The 14,850-nt window shown below is 47.6% G+C and carries 13 protein-coding genes; 7 read left to right on the forward strand and 6 right to left on the reverse strand.

The window, feature by feature from the left end; translation table 11 throughout:
* Positions 1-128: 128 nt before the first annotated feature.
* From PHW04_11010 to PHW04_11020, 3 genes are all read right to left on the reverse strand, one after another.
* Positions 129-254, reverse strand: a complete 126-nt coding sequence (locus tag PHW04_11010) for a hypothetical protein (GenBank protein MDD2716406.1) — start codon at positions 252-254, stop codon at positions 129-131.
* A 99-nt stretch (positions 255-353) separates the two neighbouring features.
* On the reverse strand, positions 354-1,988 hold the full coding sequence (locus PHW04_11015; GenBank protein ID MDD2716407.1) for an asparagine synthase-related protein: 1,635 nt from the start codon (positions 1,986-1,988) through the stop codon (positions 354-356).
* Positions 1,985-2,410, reverse strand: coding sequence for a hypothetical protein (locus tag PHW04_11020; GenBank protein ID MDD2716408.1), 426 nt, complete (start codon positions 2,408-2,410; stop codon positions 1,985-1,987). The genes PHW04_11015 and PHW04_11020 overlap by 4 nt, the downstream gene beginning before the upstream one ends.
* Positions 2,411-2,706: 296 nt before the next feature.
* On the opposite strand from PHW04_11020, the gene PHW04_11025 reads away from it, so the two are divergent.
* Positions 2,707-3,486 carry a tRNA threonylcarbamoyladenosine dehydratase gene (locus PHW04_11025; protein ID MDD2716409.1) on the forward strand — a complete coding sequence of 260 codons (780 nt, stop codon included), beginning with the start codon at positions 2,707-2,709 and terminating at the stop codon, positions 3,484-3,486.
* A complete protein-coding gene (locus tag PHW04_11030) occupies positions 3,473-4,327 on the forward strand; it encodes an alpha/beta hydrolase (protein ID MDD2716410.1) in 855 nt (284 codons plus the stop codon). Before PHW04_11025 ends, PHW04_11030 begins: the two co-directional genes overlap by 14 nt.
* A gap of 4 nt (positions 4,328-4,331) precedes the next feature.
* Here PHW04_11030 and PHW04_11035 read toward each other — a convergent pair whose 3' ends face one another.
* Both PHW04_11035 and PHW04_11040 read right to left on the reverse strand, forming a co-directional pair.
* On the reverse strand, positions 4,332-5,102 hold the full coding sequence (locus PHW04_11035; GenBank protein ID MDD2716411.1) for a class II glutamine amidotransferase: 771 nt from the start codon (positions 5,100-5,102) through the stop codon (positions 4,332-4,334).
* A gap of 30 nt (positions 5,103-5,132) precedes the next feature.
* Positions 5,133-7,478 carry an ATP-dependent DNA helicase gene (locus PHW04_11040; GenBank protein ID MDD2716412.1) on the reverse strand — a complete coding sequence of 782 codons (2,346 nt, stop codon included), beginning with the start codon at positions 7,476-7,478 and terminating at the stop codon, positions 5,133-5,135.
* Positions 7,479-7,563: 85 nt separating this feature from the next.
* On the opposite strand from PHW04_11040, the gene PHW04_11045 reads away from it, so the two are divergent.
* Genes PHW04_11045 through PHW04_11060 form a run of 4 tightly spaced genes read left to right on the forward strand, consistent with a single transcriptional unit; the run spans position 7,564 to position 13,190 of the window.
* Positions 7,564-8,916, forward strand: coding sequence for a sigma-54 dependent transcriptional regulator (locus PHW04_11045; GenBank protein ID MDD2716413.1), 1,353 nt, complete (start codon positions 7,564-7,566; stop codon positions 8,914-8,916).
* Positions 8,900-10,180, forward strand: coding sequence for a tetratricopeptide repeat protein (locus PHW04_11050; protein ID MDD2716414.1), 1,281 nt, complete (start codon positions 8,900-8,902; stop codon positions 10,178-10,180). The genes PHW04_11045 and PHW04_11050 overlap by 17 nt, the downstream gene beginning before the upstream one ends.
* Positions 10,177-11,424 carry a hypothetical protein gene (locus tag PHW04_11055; GenBank protein MDD2716415.1) on the forward strand — a complete coding sequence of 416 codons (1,248 nt, stop codon included), beginning with the start codon at positions 10,177-10,179 and terminating at the stop codon, positions 11,422-11,424. The genes PHW04_11050 and PHW04_11055 overlap by 4 nt, the downstream gene beginning before the upstream one ends.
* Positions 11,421-13,190 (forward strand): SPASM domain-containing protein, encoded by a 1,770-nt coding sequence (locus PHW04_11060; protein MDD2716416.1) that lies wholly within the window; start codon positions 11,421-11,423, stop codon positions 13,188-13,190. The genes PHW04_11055 and PHW04_11060 overlap by 4 nt, the downstream gene beginning before the upstream one ends.
* Here PHW04_11060 and PHW04_11065 read toward each other — a convergent pair.
* Positions 13,177-13,767, reverse strand: coding sequence for a uracil-DNA glycosylase (locus PHW04_11065; GenBank protein ID MDD2716417.1), 591 nt, complete (start codon positions 13,765-13,767; stop codon positions 13,177-13,179). The genes PHW04_11060 and PHW04_11065 overlap by 14 nt on opposite strands.
* Positions 13,768-13,872: 105 nt before the next feature.
* Between PHW04_11065 and PHW04_11070 the strand changes: the two genes are divergently transcribed.
* Positions 13,873-14,784: a hypothetical protein gene (locus tag PHW04_11070; protein MDD2716418.1), complete on the forward strand. Its 912-nt coding sequence runs from the start codon at positions 13,873-13,875 to the stop codon at positions 14,782-14,784.
* The last annotated feature ends 66 nt before the right edge of the window (positions 14,785-14,850 follow it).

A 14,850-nucleotide genomic window follows, 5' to 3' on the forward strand; every position in this document is an offset into this window, starting at 1 on the left:
TTTCTTACAGTTACTTGATCCCTGTTCCAACAAGTTGGAACAGGGATCTTTATAAACGCCGTCAAAATCGCATAAAACAAAAAAAGCCCGCATCCGCGGGCTTTTTTGATTCCATCATCATTCGCAATCTATTTCTTCGACATCTTATAATATTTCTCCCAGGTGTCTCTGACAATCTGGTCCACATTTTCCGGAGTGATCTTCATCCCGAATTTCTCCCCTACTTTTTTCAGCCTGCTCTTAAGGTCATCCATATTGTCCTCCAGATTAGAATTCAATAAATATATCGGTTCTATTTACAATATCTGTATAGGAAAATCTTCGTAAGGGAGAACTGCCGTTCCCCCCTATATTTATTTCAACGAATTCACCATCAATAGCGCAGCAAACAGCATCCAAATCTTTTCCGCCGATTCCTCGGGTTTTACAGTATCCGTGTAAAACCGTTCAATCATGTCATGTGGAATTTTCAGGGTCACAGCATGATCGTGCAGATATTCCCGGATAAAAGAAAGTTCCCTGCTTCTGATCCAGGCATTGAGCGGGATCTGGAAGCCCTGCTTTCTCCTGCTGCGGATGATGGCAGGGATCTCCGGAAAAGCTCTGGACAGGATGAATTTCCTCTGGCGTTCGCTCACTGCCAGTTCGAACGGCAGGGACAGGGCAAACTCCAGGATCGATAGATCGGAAAAAGGCAGCTGGATTTTATTCCCTGAAAGAGTTCCAATCGAATGAAGTTTCAAGTAATTATTTCCAGGCAGCGAATTTTTATACTGAAAGAGGATCAGTGATCTGAAAAATTCTTCAGGGTTGTCAGGCAGAGTTTCAGGATCAGGCGAGAGATACTCCACCCCCATCAGCTCAATGATCTCCTGATCAGAGAGGCGTCTGACAAGATAATCGGTATGATGACGGAGTACAGGCAGGAATTCCATCTTCAGATGCCGGACTATCCCAGGTCTGTCTGGGTTATCAGGAATCCCGGCAGAAAAGAGCGCGGAAACTTGATTAACCCGGCGTTTGGCGATCACAGCAGAGGACATGAAAGGATAACCGAAAAACCACTCGTCAGCGGGAAGTCCGAAAAAAAGACTGCTGTTCAGGCAGAACGCTGAGATGGCGGAAAGAAATGCGGCATGGTCCTGGCCGAATGCACATCCCTGGACACCGCTGACAATCAATTTCTGAAGTTCTTCCGCATAGTTCTTAAGTGTAACAAGAAATTCCTGATGTTCAATCCTGCCGCTGAGCATCTCATATCTGTAAGTGCCTTCGTCAAATCCAGGCTCGGAAAAGCGCAGGGAAAATGTCCTGGTGCTGATCCCTGCGAGGTCTGCAGCGGCAAGCAAGGCGCTGGAATCCAGGCCTCCTGAATACATGAGATCCAGTGATCCGGTATGGAGCCTTTTTTTCAGTGCGTGAACAGCAAGATCTCGTAATGATTCCGCGGCTTCGTTGATACTGCGGACAGGTGCTGCAGGGGCTGGTTTATAATAACAAAACAGCCTGCAGCCGGACTGGGAAACTTCCAGGTAATGGCCTGGCGGAATCAACCGCACTCCCTTCAGCATCGTCTGCCCTTCCTTGAAATATTCGAATCTCAAATAGGAAGAGAGTCCTTCGTAGTCGATCTGAATCGGCAGATGACTTCTGAAATATGAGTAATCATGACCGAAGATCAGTTTATATCCGTCGAAATGATAGAGAAGCGGAGTCAGGGCTGTGAGGTCCTGGAAAAGAAAGATCCTGTCGCAGCCCCTGTCAAACAGGACAAGATTGAAATCCCCGTCAAAGCCGGCAATGAATTTTTCCTTGTGTTTCTGATACAGCCTGAAAACCAGCTCTTCGACTGAAACATCCCTGTCAAACTGCTTTGAAATCTCGATTTTATTATATAATTCCCCTGAAAAAATAATCGATACTTCACCATAATCCTTTCGTCCGGTCAGCTTGTAGGATCTGTCGGCAAAATTCAAAAATCCGTTCATGGCATTTCCCCGCAGAAATCTGCAAGTTCCCGCATACCTTCGGTAAAATCGTTTTCCTGAATCTGCAAGAGTTCTTCCAGGGCCAGTTGAAAATCACCCAGTTCCTTGTATGTGTTGGCCAGCTCAAAATGGATCTGGGAGCTGAATTCCGTTTGCTCTGACTTTCTGCAGCGCAACAGATAACGCAATGATTTGCCAATTCTGCCGGTTTCACGATAAAGTACTCCCAGCCGAAGCATGGTGCGGACATCATTGGGGTCGTCAATCAGCAGGTCGCGCAGGAATTTCTCGAAGATACGGTAAACAGATTCCTGCCCGCCGCTTCCCTGTTTCAAGAGCTTCTGCAGCACCCTGTCATTGACCGGATAATAATAATCCTGCATGAACCGCCCTGATGATTCTTTCAGATCATTATGAGGCATTAGTGCCCCACATGAGCCTCTAATAAATGTCAAGATACAGCTGAATAAAACATTTTGCAAGAAGCTCATTGTTTCAAAACATGACCTGCATTTCAAGTGAAGAAACAATGAAATCAACAATATTTGCCTGTCCGGATATTTCTTCAGGTTGACTGAATTCAATCAGTCTTTTATATTGTTCCCATGGAGACACTTGCAAAACTCGATTTTCAGCATGACAATGATCACTGTAAATTGCCCTGTGCGAGAGTTTTGCTAGTGCTCCAAGAGCCTCTAATCTTAAGACAAGAGGCTCTATGGATACTTCATTAATTTTTCACCGCTTGGAACTGCTGATCGGTAAAAACCAGCTTGAGCGGATCAAGACTAAAAAAGTGATCATTTTCGGCACAGGCGGGGTCGGCTCCTGGTGCGCTGAAAGCCTGGTCCGCTCAGGGATCCGGCAGCTGGCACTGGTAGACTCGGACTTCATCTGCATTACCAATCTCAACCGCCAGCTTCAGACAAATGTACACAACATCGGCAAATCCAAAGTGCAGGAACTGCGGAACAGACTGCTCACGATCAACCCTGTGGCGCAGATCGCAGCTTTGAAAGAAATTTACGAGGAACGCACCTCTTCCCTTTTTCACCTTGAACAGTATGACTATGTGATCGATGCCATCGACAGCCTGAAAAACAAGATCCATCTGCTGGCAACCTGCCGTGAGAAGGGCATCCCTGTCTTCTCCTCAATGGGTTCTGCCTGCAAGATCAATCCCTCCAAGATCAGAGTCGGGAAATTGTCGGAAACCACCATCTGTCCGCTGGCCAAGCGCGTCAGGCGTGGTTTGAGGGAATCAGGCCTGCCTGAAGACATCATCTGCGTCTACAGTGTGGAGCCTGCCAGCAGACCTCTGGAGAACAGTACCTGTGGCAGTGAAAACTGCGTCTGCCCGGACATAGACGAACATAACTGGTGCGAGCAGAAAGCCCGGATCAATGGAACGGTCGCGCACATCCCGGCGATTTTCGGATTTACTCTGTCCGGCCTTGTGATCATGGACATCGTAGGTAACGTGAATGCAGACAAATAATACGGTTACCTGCCGCGCCCTCACCTTCTGCTGGAAAATACTGAGAATCCTGATTCTTTCTTATCTCGGAATCTGTGCCTATGTCTATTTCAACCAGACAAATCTCCTCTTTCACCCGTCCCCTGTAATTGAACGCACACCTGATAAACTGGGCCTGACTTATGAAAAAGTGGAAATCGGCACCAGCGACGGAGCGAAAATCACGGGCTGGTTTGTGCATTCCAGCATTCCTTCGGAAAATGTTTTCCTGCTTTTCCACGGCAACAGCCTGAACATGTCCTTTTTTCTGGACAGGCTGCACTTCCTGACTCGCCTGGGATACAATGTTCTGACCATCGACTATCGCGGATACGGAGAAAGTCCCGGCCGCCCAAGCGAAAAAGGCACCTACCTGGATTCTCTGGCAGCCTGGGATTATCTCACTAAAATCAAGGGATATTCGAACAGCAGGATAGTGGTTTACGGGCATTCACTGGGCGGTGGAGTCGCACTGGCGCTCTGCGCAGAAAAAACACCTTCCGCTTTGATCCTCGAAAATACCTTCACCTCGATTCCTGATATGGCCGGAAAAGTATACTGGTATCTGCCGGCAGAACTCCTCTGCACCTGTAAATATCCCAATTTCTCGAATATCCTCAAAATCAAGTGTCCTGTGCTGATCATCCACAGCCCTGAAGACGAGTTCATACCTGTGGAAATGGGGGAAAAACTATATCAGCTGGCGCCACAGCCAAAATTTTTTCTGGAAATACACGGCAGCCACAATCAGGCTTTCCTGTTTTCCTGGAAGGTCTATCTGGAAGGTATCAGGAAATTCCTTGAAAATCCGGATGGGAAATAGACTTTCAGCAATAGATGCTGCTGACTGAGCACTCCAGAGTCCGCAGATTGATCAGTACCAGTTCCCCTTCTGCCAGAGTTCTCCACTCCACTCCAGGGATGGGAATTTTTTCAGAGCTGACATAGATCGCTTCTGCAGATTTCCCCAGTTTCATGGTGTAATACTCAGGAGTCGGGATACCCCTTGCGGTAGGGATACTCTCAGGGTCCAGGTTGTAATGCACTGCTGCCAGGGCAAATTCACTGTTGCCGAAGAAGAAATTAGCGCCTGAATAAACTTTCAGTTCCCGCACTCTCTTTTTTACCGCATCCACTCCTCCTGCGGCAAAATCGGAAAGCATGCAGCAGAACCAGCGTTCGGAATCAGTGTCCCCGTCCGGCTGCATGGAACCATTGCAAATGATCTCGTCCCTGATTGTGCCGTTGTGGGTAAAATAAAAATTACCCAGACCTGGAAATGTTTTCAGGAACGGATGGGGGTCTTGTACTCCTCTCCGTCCGCTCGAAGCCAGTCTGGCATGTAAAAGTGCCAGTCCGGTGGAGATTGTTTTCAAGGCGTTGATTTCAGGATCATTGAGGCAGTACAACTGGGATTTCCTGTCGCGGAGTTCCCCGTTTTCAAGAAAAACCACACCCCAGCCGTCCTCGTGGGTAAACCCACCGTGCCTGTCGCGGTTGTTCTCGTGCAGTTCATTCCTGTCGGAAGCCATCAGCAGAAGGCCATCCACAAGCTGCGTCATTTCAATTTTTCCGGCAGCTAAAATCATCCTGCACATTTCAAGTCTCCTGAATCTAATATCAGATTATCATTCTACACGATTTCCTGCTCCATTGCACCAGAATTCGCTTAGAAGGAAGCAAGTTTCGGCTGTATTCCTTACAGGAGTAAGCGTCCAGTGGCAGGGAAGTAATTTCCTGACCCTCACTTCTTTGTATCTGCTGTCGATCAGCAGCACAAATCCACGGTCTGATTCGGTGCGGATCACCCTGCCCGCAGCCTGCAGCACCCGATTCAGGCCAGGATAGAGGTAGGCGATTTCAAACCCAATCCCGGTTGTCCTCTGAAAATATTCCCTGATCAATTCACGCTCTGCTGAAATGCCGGGGAGTCCGAGACCCGCGATCATTGCTCCAGACAGTTTGTCACCGACCAGGTCAATCCCTTCTCCGAATATCCCTCCCATCACGGCTAAACCGAGCAGCGTCTTTTTACCTGCAGCGGAAAACCGGTCGAGGAATGCCAGTCTGTCGGTATCATTCATTCCCGGCCGTTGTATCACTATTTCAATCCCCGGATTCCGGATCACTATCTCCTTGATTTTATCCAGATATTCATAAGAAGGAAAAAAAGCGAAGTAATTACCGATTTTGCCTGAAACAGCAGCCTCGATCATTGCAGCGATTTGCTCCTTGGTCTCATCTCTGAATTTATACATGGTCGAAATCCTGTCGGCTGAAAGCAATTTCAGGTTTTCAGGAGGAAATGGGGAAGGCAGGCTGATCACCATAGCTCCCTTGCAACCAGATGTCTCAAGAAAATAATCCGGCGGGGAAAGAGTGGCTGAGAAAAGCACTGAAGCTCTGGCTCTGGTAAAGCTCTCTTTCATCAGCAGAGAAGGATTCAGACAGAAAAGCTTCACCACCAGATCCTTTCCGCCGGTTTCCATGATTGTGGCATAATTCTGATCGTAGTTTTCCAGAATCCTCAGAAAAGCGGAAACTTCGAAATAAAATTCCAGCAGTTCCCTGCCTGCAGGTCTTTTTCTGTCCGACAATCGATTCTCCGCTGCCTTCAGGAACTTCCGTAAGGGCTGGATGAGAATCTCCGGGGGATCCTTAAAGCTTTCGACTGAGTCATGCATTTTTTTCTTGAGTTTCAGAAATATGCTGTTGATCGAAGAAAGTCTGCGTGCGAGATTCAGCTCATTTTTCAAGTTTTTTTTGACTGCCAGGAAGTCACTCTTGAAAAGACTTGCGGAAAACATCTCCCGCCCCCGGTCAGGCAGGTTGTGTGCCTCGTCCACCAGGAAAACATAGTTACCGTTTTCCTCGGCGAAGAAACGACGCAGATAAACCCTGGGATGAAATGCATAATTATAGTCGCAGATCACAAGATCGGCGTGGAGGGACAGATCAAGCGAAAATTCGAAAGGGCAGAGACTATGGGTTTCAGCAGCCTTAAGCACTGCCGCCTGATCAAAGCGGTCCTGGCCGAATATTTCCAGCAGACCCTCGCTCAATCTGTCAAAATATCCGGCTGCGAATTTACAATCAACCGGATTGCAGGAAGTGCCTGGCAGGGGGCAGATTTTTTCCTTGGCTGTCAGCGTCACAGACTTCAGCCTTACTCCGAGCAAAGACAGTTCCAGGACCGCTTTTTCAGCGGCACAGGCCTGTGTATTCCTGGCAGTCAGATAAAATATTTTGTCGCAGTCCCCATTTCCAAGTGCTTTTGCGGATGGATAGATGGCTGCCATGGTTTTTCCGATGCCTGTGGGTGCCTCCACCAGCAGCACCCCACCATCCCTGACCGTCCTGAAGACTCCCACCGCCATCCGTCGCTGTCCTCTCCGGTACGATTTATATGGAAAAGGGCATTCCAGAAGCGCTTTGTCCCTGATCTTCTGCCAGCCTGAGATTCGCAGTGCCCATTCCAGATAACTGGAAAAAAGGCTGTCAAAAAAATCCGTCAGTTCAGGTAAATAGAGCGGCAGGATCATTTCCCTGATTTCTCCGCTGTCCTGCTGCAGATAGACGACCCGTCCTTCCAAAGCCTGCAGGTCATGCTCAAGACAGTAAATATAGGCATAGACTTTCAACTGCGCCCAGTGCAGGTCTGCATATCTTTCAAGTTCGTTCAGCTCACGTCCTGTGGTCTTGATCTCTTCAATCACTGTTTTGTCGGATCCCGGAAGCACACCGTCAATTTTTCCAGATATTTCCAGGGTGAATTCAGGCGTCTCGAATCTTCGTTTCACCTGAACTTCCGCACAGTACCCCTCAGGTCTGGATTTCTGGATTTTCTGATGAGCACGCACCCCTTCCGCCATCCGTGAGGCACCAAAAAAGGAAAAATCGAGATCGCCCCGGTTCAATACATGTTCCACCAGTCCACGTACAGATATTTTGACAGTTCTCTTGAGCGTCTGCATCCGACTATTATTGCAAAAAGACTGAGTTAATTCAAAACCGGGCAAGATTGACAGATTCAATGTCAATCAGTATATTTATTACCGTATGAGTACTGGAAAATCCCGCATTCTGATCGTGGACGACGAGAGCATCATGCTGAACGCCCTCGCAGACACCCTGAAATCCGAAGGTTATGAAATCTTCACTGCCGGCAACGGTTCGACTGCTTTAAAGCTTCTGTCGGATGCAGACTTCGATCTTCTGATCACTGATTTGCGCATGAGCGGGCTGAGCGGACTTGATCTTTTACAAAAAGCCCGGGAGCTCCATCCTTCCCTGATCGTGATAGTGATGACTGCTTACGGTACTGTAGAAGCCGCGGTGTCCGCAATGAAGCAGGGAGCCTTTGATTTCATCGAAAAGCCTTTTTCCTACGACAAGATCCGTTTTTCCATCCAGCGTGCTCTTAACACTACCACTTTAATCCGGGAAAACACGGAACTCAAACGGGAATTGAAAAAAGAATCCAGCGGCCGCAAAATGCTCGGTAATTCACCGCGAATGCGCCGGATTTACGATCTGATCGACAGGGTTGCTGAAATCAATGTCACTGTATTGATCACTGGCGAGTCTGGAACAGGCAAGGAAGTCGTGGCTGATGTGATTCACGCGCAGAGCCCGCGTGCCAAATTTCCGCTGATCAAAGTAAACTGTGCTGCCTTGCCGGAAACGCTTCTGGAGTCAGAACTTTTCGGTCATCTCAGAGGTTCATTCACCGGAGCGATCAGCAACAAAAAAGGCAGATTCGAACTTGCCGACGGCGGAACTTTGTTTCTGGATGAAATCGGTGATATTTCCCCAAAAATCCAGATCAAACTGCTGAGAGTGATGCAGGACAAAGTGATCGAACCTGTCGGCAGCGAAGAATCGATTCAGACTGACGTACGCCTGATCGCAGCCACCAATAAAAACCTTGAAGATGAGATCAAAAAAGGCAATTTCCGGGAAGATCTTTTCTATCGTCTGAACGTTTTGAACATCTCCCTGCCTCCTCTCAGAGAACGTAAGGAAGACATCCCTCTGCTCGTGGAGCACTTTCTGGTGAAATTCAGCCAGGAACTGAACAAGAAGGTCATCAGGATCACCCCGGATGCCCTCAATATTCTGCTTGAGCACAACTGGCCGGGGAACATCCGGGAACTGGAAAATACGATCCAGCGGGCGATAGTGCTCAGCAATTCCGATACCATCAACGCCGCAGACTTGCTGCCTCAGCAGCTGAAAATTGTCGAAAAAACCGGTGATACTCTTGAAGATATGGAAAAAAGGCAGATCAGTCTGATCCTTTCACGCGAAAACTGGAATATATCCCGCGCCTCTGAAACCCTGGGCATAGACAGGAAAACTCTCTACAATAAAATCAGTAAATACGGATTGAAAAATGGCCAAAGTTTATAAATTCGATAAATTCCGGGCTGCCGAAGAACATTCCAGGACAGAAGATAACCGCACTGACACCATCCAGCAGCGAGTCGATCAGGCAAAATCCCTGCTGCAGGGCGGTATCCAGAGCCAAGCCCTCAGCATGTTCCAGGAAATCCTCAAGCAGGACCCTGACAACTTCGACGCGCTGCTCTATCTCGGCAACATCTATTTCAACCAGGCCGAGATGTCCCATGCCATTCCGATGTACGAGCGGTTGATCAAGGCCCACCCCGGGATAAGCTTTTATCCTTACATCAACATCCTGAGGGCTCTGCTTAAAGTCAGACAATATGACAAACTTAATGATTACGGCGCTAAATGTCTGGAGACTTTTCCCCATCAGGCCGAACCCTTCAAACTGATCGGTATTTCTCAATACTTTCAGGGGAATTTTTCTGGAGCAGTGGATCAGCTGAAGCGATACCTTGAGCGGGACTCCTTTGACCCGGAATGTATTTACTACCTCGGGCTGACTTACAAAAGCACGGAAAACTATGATGCAGCAATTTATTATTTTCAGCGCCTGGCCAAGATCATTCCTGAAGACATTGAAACCGTGAAAGTACTTGGATTCCTTCATCTGAAAAAGCGCGATTACAAGAGCGCAGTTTCTCATTTCGAGGAACTTTATTCCAAATTCAATGATTTCAGTGTCGGCAAGGAACTGGCTTTTATCTATCTATATCTGAAAGAATTCGCCAAAGCCGAAATTTTACTCTCTTCCCTTCTGCTGAGTGCTCCCTATCAGACCGACCTGCTCCTCGCTCTGGGAGAACTGTTCCTGGATTCAGATCAAAGTCAGAAAGCACAGCAGCACTTGAAAAACGCCTATCTGGCGAATTCACAGGATCCGCAGGTGACTTATCGCCTTGCCACAGGATTCCAGAAGCTCGCAAACATTCCACAAGCCATTTTTTATTTGCAAAAAACGATTTCGCTTAAACCGGATTTTATCGATCCCTACCTGGACCTTTATCATCTGTTTGAGCAGACCGGAGAATCCGACGACAAGTTCGCCAGGATCAAACTTCAACTTCTCAATCAAAAATGGGAAATTCCAGAATATTACTATCTGATGGCGAGGCTGCTGGAGCGGGAAGGAGAAATCTCGAAATCCACCGATTTCATAAAAAACTGCCACTATAACCATGATTTCAGATACATGGCGGAAGCAGAACTCCTCAAATCAAGACTTTCTTTTTCCGCTTCAGACAATAGACAGGAGGAAAAAAAGTGACTTCAAAGCTAATCATTTTACTGCTGGTCCTTTTATTAGGATTTAACCTGTTTTTTTTGAACCTGCTCATCAGAAAGGGTGAAATCAACATTATTCCGCTCCATCCTAAAAAGACTGTAACATCCCTGAACATTCCGATCCCCGCTACCTCCGAAACCCTTTCTCTGCCTGTAAATCCTTATGCAGCAGAAACTGAAGCGCACTTAAAAAGACTTACTGCTTTGACTCATCTGGACAACCTGCCCCCCGGCTTTCCTCCAGAGAAATTTCCATACACTATCGACTTGCCGGCAGGAAGCAAAATCCCACAGATACCGGATTCCGGAAAAATCGTGCGCTGCACCCATACTACAGCCCAACCTCAACTTGACGGATTCATGGATCAGGTATACGGGTCCCCTGTGATCCTTGAATCAAAATTTTTCGACAATCTCAGGATGGCGGCTTTGTATGACCAGGACAATGTCTTCATGTTTTTTTCATTTTCCAACAACATCCCCTGCGAACCCTATGTCAGCTGTTTAAAATGGGACGAGCGTCAGAAGACTTATTTTCTGCTCTCGTTCACAGGATACAAGTATTACAATCCTTACAAATACCTGTTTCTCGACATCTACTGGGAGATTGGCGATCACGATCTTGAAACATGCCTGTCCAAGAGATTACCCATGGGATTCGACCTCTGGAACTGGACCCCTGGAACCTGTATCTCCAGGAACCTTGATGACAATTTCTGCAAAGCAACTCCGACCATCGAAAAAAAAGATCTCCTCATGGAGAAGGGGCGTGTGCAGAACTCGTTTCCCATCTACCTCAACGAAACATATCAGCTTTTCGGCTTGAATTACCACGACAGCGGCGACAAGTCGTACAAAGCTCTTGACGTGATACCGCTGTATTACGAAGGCGCCACGATCAATGCCTTAATGCCGGCTAAAGCGACGGAATCTTCGTCAGATATCGAATGCCGCTGGACCTTCAACGGCAAAGTCAGCAATTTTCCCGAAGTCGAAAAAATGAAATGCATAGGTGAATGGACACTGGAAATCAAGCGCAGACTCGACACAGGACATCCCGACGATATCGCTTTCAATCCTGGGCAACGGACCAGATATCGTTTTTTCCTTCCCTATCTGATTCCTTTTTACTCTGAGGAATTGAAGAAAGAAAAGATTTATCACGAACTGCTGGAACAGAATCTTGGTCAATTCATTCCCTTCTATACTCTGGAATTCGTCAAATGATCCTGAATTTTCGCCTGGTAATCCCTTCAGGGATTACTCCTTCTGGAGTTCTTCCGTTTTTAGAAGCCTTCGTCATTGGTGACTGTGCACCTTTTTCATGGCACGGCAACCATCTTTGCCTGGAGAAAACAGGTCCCTTTTTCAGTGCATCCATAGAAATGGATCAAATGGAATTCAGCTTCAAGTTTCTGCTTAAGTACATAACAGTGGAAGGACGGGAAATACATCAGATCGAAAACAAACCCAGATACCATGTCTTTAGCGGAGAACAGAAAATTACCGCCGAATTCAGCCGCGATTTTTTCACGACCGATTATACCGCTCTTTTTGAAAAATGTGCCTGCCTTAACCTTTACAAATCCCCGCTGATCAGCTCTTCAGGAGAATTATCTTTCTGCTGCCGGGATTTCAATCTGGAAACCGCACTCGGAAGTATGAAGGACAAAAGTTTTTTCGAGCTCTGGGAAGGGCCTGGCATGAATTCACTGCGTCTCTCGCAGATCAGAGGTGATTTCAGATCTCCACCCTGCGCTGCATGTAAAAATGAAATCCCGGCGGAGATTGATGTTTTGCAGAAATTTCTGGCAGAAACAGGTTTACCGGAAATCCTTCCTGAATACTGCCATCGAACTCTTCGCAAATTTTACATCCCACTTTATCTTCAGCTTGAAGTCACAGACCTCTGCCAGCTCTCCTGCGGCTTTTGCAGTCAGAAGTACAGGGATTGGGAAACAGTTCATGGTAGACCTGAGAAAGGCCTGATGGAGCTGCCTCTGCTTGAAAAGATCATTTCCGATCTTTCAACCCTTCCCTTTCCAGTCAGAATGCTTTCTCTTTTCTGGCTCGGAGAACCTCTGCTGCATCCTGAATTCATAAAGATACTGGACATCGTACGCAGCCGGCAGGAAAAGAAAGCCTTCTATCAGGAAGTAGAGTTTCATACCAATGTCCTGGAATTTACTCCACAATTTCAGGAAAAACTTGCCGAAGTAGTTCCAGAGCACCTGCGGATTGTTTTTTCTCTTGACGCCTGCACTGAAGATACTCATGCTGCTGTCCGCGGCGGAGACTTTAATCTAATTCAGGATAATATTTCCCATTATCTTAAAAATTATCGCCATCTTCCGGTCAGAAACATCTTCCAGTTCATAGTCACCCGGGATAACCTGCACGAGGCCAAATTATTTTTTGAATATTTCAGGGAAAGGCTCCCTGAGATCCAGGTTACGGCCTGGCACGACTGGGTAAAGAAAGATATCCTGTATTTTCGCTCCTGCGATCCTCTGGATTCACGGATGTCAGCCCTAAATGCAGGCCTGCATGAGGAAATCTGCGGATGGATCAGGACTCTCCAGGAGCACAGAGTTTTCTTCGTCCCTGAGTATCACCAGCCGGAGTCGCTCAGACCGTCGCCTGAATTCCGCCCTCCGTGCTCACTACCGTTCCTTAACCCCTCAATCCGCTGGGACGGCGAACTGACAGTCTGCTGCCATGATTCCCCGCTGCACAACTCACTGGGAAACCTGAAACAGGATTCATTTCAGAAATTGTGGTTTGAAAAAGCAGGTCCGCTCAGGGAGAAAATGCTGCTGGGTGATTGGAACGGGCTCAGCACCTGCAAGGATTGTCCTTTCCCCGGATCAGCTAATTACCAGCCTTTCAACGAATACTATCTGTTCAGATTTTTGATCAATTCCGGTCAGGTTGATCTGATTGAAAAATATCTCAAGAGAAAACTGGATTCCAGAACAGTCATGAATTCCTGAATCTTCTGATCAGATTCCCGGCTGCGAAATATTTTTTCATGATTGATTTTTCCAGTTGGGGCTGGTGAAAAACAACTGCCGGGTGTGCAAGGGGCAGGATGGAGAATCCTGAGAACTCGATTATTTTTCCGGTATAGCCTGGAAAATCCGCACGAATCAGGTTCATCTTCCCCAGATAGTCAAAAATATAGCGGGTGGCGTAGAATCCCAGTGGTATGATCAGCCTTGGTTTGACCAGACAGATTTCCTGATCTACGAAGCAGCTGCAGGCAGCAATTTCATCCTTTCTGACTCTGCGATTATGTGGTGGATGACATTTAACCAGATTGGTAAGATAAACTTCATTTCTGGTGAATTCCGCTTCACGGAACAGCAGGTCCAGAATCGAACCTGAAGGTCCGCAGAACGGGTGTCCGCTCTGGTTTTCAGTCTCCCCCGGTGCCTGCCCCAGAAAAAATACTCCACTGTCCCAATCACCCTGCGGCAGAACTGCCTGCCTGCGATGACCGGAAAGCTCACAATTGCGGCATTCCAGGATCAGGTCCAGCAAAAATTGCCGATTCATGTTGAATCCCATTTTAACAGTATATCAGAGGTCTACCGGTATGGACTCTTGACAAATCTTTTCCAAAGGAATATATAAATGCGGACTTTAATCTGAAATTTGTACAGGAGGTACGCAATGAGATTTCTCGCCCTTGCTCTGATGCTTTCCCTACTGATGTTCTCCCTGCCCCTGCTGGCTGAGGACACTGCTTCAGCCGATCAGTACCAGATGACTGACACCCAGAAGGACCAGGTCCACCAGCTGAGATCAGACTTTACTGCAATCAAGAAAAACAGCCAGCCCAGCGAAGCTCAGATCGCCACTATTAAAGACGACATGATCGCGCTTTATGGTGAGAAGAACGATGCGATCGACGGTCTCTGCGAGAAGCTTGCTACCGCTCTGGCACAGTCCAGGGCTAACGGTAGGCTGACCAACCATCAGAAGAATCGGACTGCCGACCATATTTTCGTTGTTTTAAACAGCAAAAAATATTCAGCCGAGCAGGTGCAGAACTCGCTCCAGGGCGTCGAAGGCGATGTTACCGCTTCCGGCAACAGCCCGGAACAGGCTTCCGCAGTCGTTTCCTCGCTCCGCGACATCGTTGATTTCAACTCCAGACCGGTTGTTGATAATTCAAAGATCCAGGAACTGAAAGATCAGCTCCTCAAGGAGAACACAGAAGGACAGGCTTCAGAATTAACTAATCCCCCGGCAGAAAACCAGGCCGAGCTGGTTCCGGCTGAAACTGAGAAAGCTGTAGTGAAGAAGCCGGTCAAGAAAACCAAGAAACCGGTCAAGAAAGCCACCAAGAAGCCGGTCAAGAAAGTGACAAAGAAACCTGTACCAGTCACTGAAACACCTGCTGTCACAGAAACCGCTCCAGCCACGACCCCGGCCGCCGAAACTCCGGTTACTCCAGCTGCCGAAACCCCGGCTGCTCCGGCCACCGAGACTCCAGCAACTCCGGCTGCTGAGACTCCAGCAACTCCGGCTGCTGAGACTCCAGCTACTCCGGCTACTGAAACTCCAGCTACCGGACACTGATCTAAATTTGCACAAAATAAAAAAGAGCTCCACCTGGAGCTCTTTTTTTATCCGATCATAACTGCT

The organism is Candidatus Wallbacteria bacterium (assembly GCA_028687545.1).
Taxonomy (GTDB): Bacteria; Muiribacteriota; JAQTZZ01; order JAQTZZ01; family JAQTZZ01; genus JAQTZZ01.

Coding starts and splice junctions, on each gene's coding strand:
- PHW04_11060 (MDD2716416.1), top strand. CDS start 11,421: ATGATCCTGAATTTTCGCCTGGTAATCCCTTCAGGGATTACTCCTTCT.
- PHW04_11040 (MDD2716412.1), bottom strand. CDS start 7,478: ATGCAGACGCTCAAGAGAACTGTCAAAATATCTGTACGTGGACTGGTG.
- PHW04_11035 (MDD2716411.1), bottom strand. CDS start 5,102: ATGTGCAGGATGATTTTAGCTGCCGGAAAAATTGAAATGACGCAGCTT.
- PHW04_11025 (MDD2716409.1), top strand. CDS start 2,707: ATGGATACTTCATTAATTTTTCACCGCTTGGAACTGCTGATCGGTAAA.
- PHW04_11050 (MDD2716414.1), top strand. CDS start 8,900: ATGGCCAAAGTTTATAAATTCGATAAATTCCGGGCTGCCGAAGAACAT.
- PHW04_11010 (MDD2716406.1), bottom strand. CDS start 254: ATGGATGACCTTAAGAGCAGGCTGAAAAAAGTAGGGGAGAAATTCGGG.
- PHW04_11020 (MDD2716408.1), bottom strand. CDS start 2,410: ATGCCTCATAATGATCTGAAAGAATCATCAGGGCGGTTCATGCAGGAT.
- PHW04_11030 (MDD2716410.1), top strand. CDS start 3,473: ATGCAGACAAATAATACGGTTACCTGCCGCGCCCTCACCTTCTGCTGG.
- PHW04_11070 (MDD2716418.1), top strand. CDS start 13,873: ATGAGATTTCTCGCCCTTGCTCTGATGCTTTCCCTACTGATGTTCTCC.
- PHW04_11065 (MDD2716417.1), bottom strand. CDS start 13,767: ATGGGATTCAACATGAATCGGCAATTTTTGCTGGACCTGATCCTGGAA.
- PHW04_11045 (MDD2716413.1), top strand. CDS start 7,564: ATGAGTACTGGAAAATCCCGCATTCTGATCGTGGACGACGAGAGCATC.
- PHW04_11015 (MDD2716407.1), bottom strand. CDS start 1,988: ATGAACGGATTTTTGAATTTTGCCGACAGATCCTACAAGCTGACCGGA.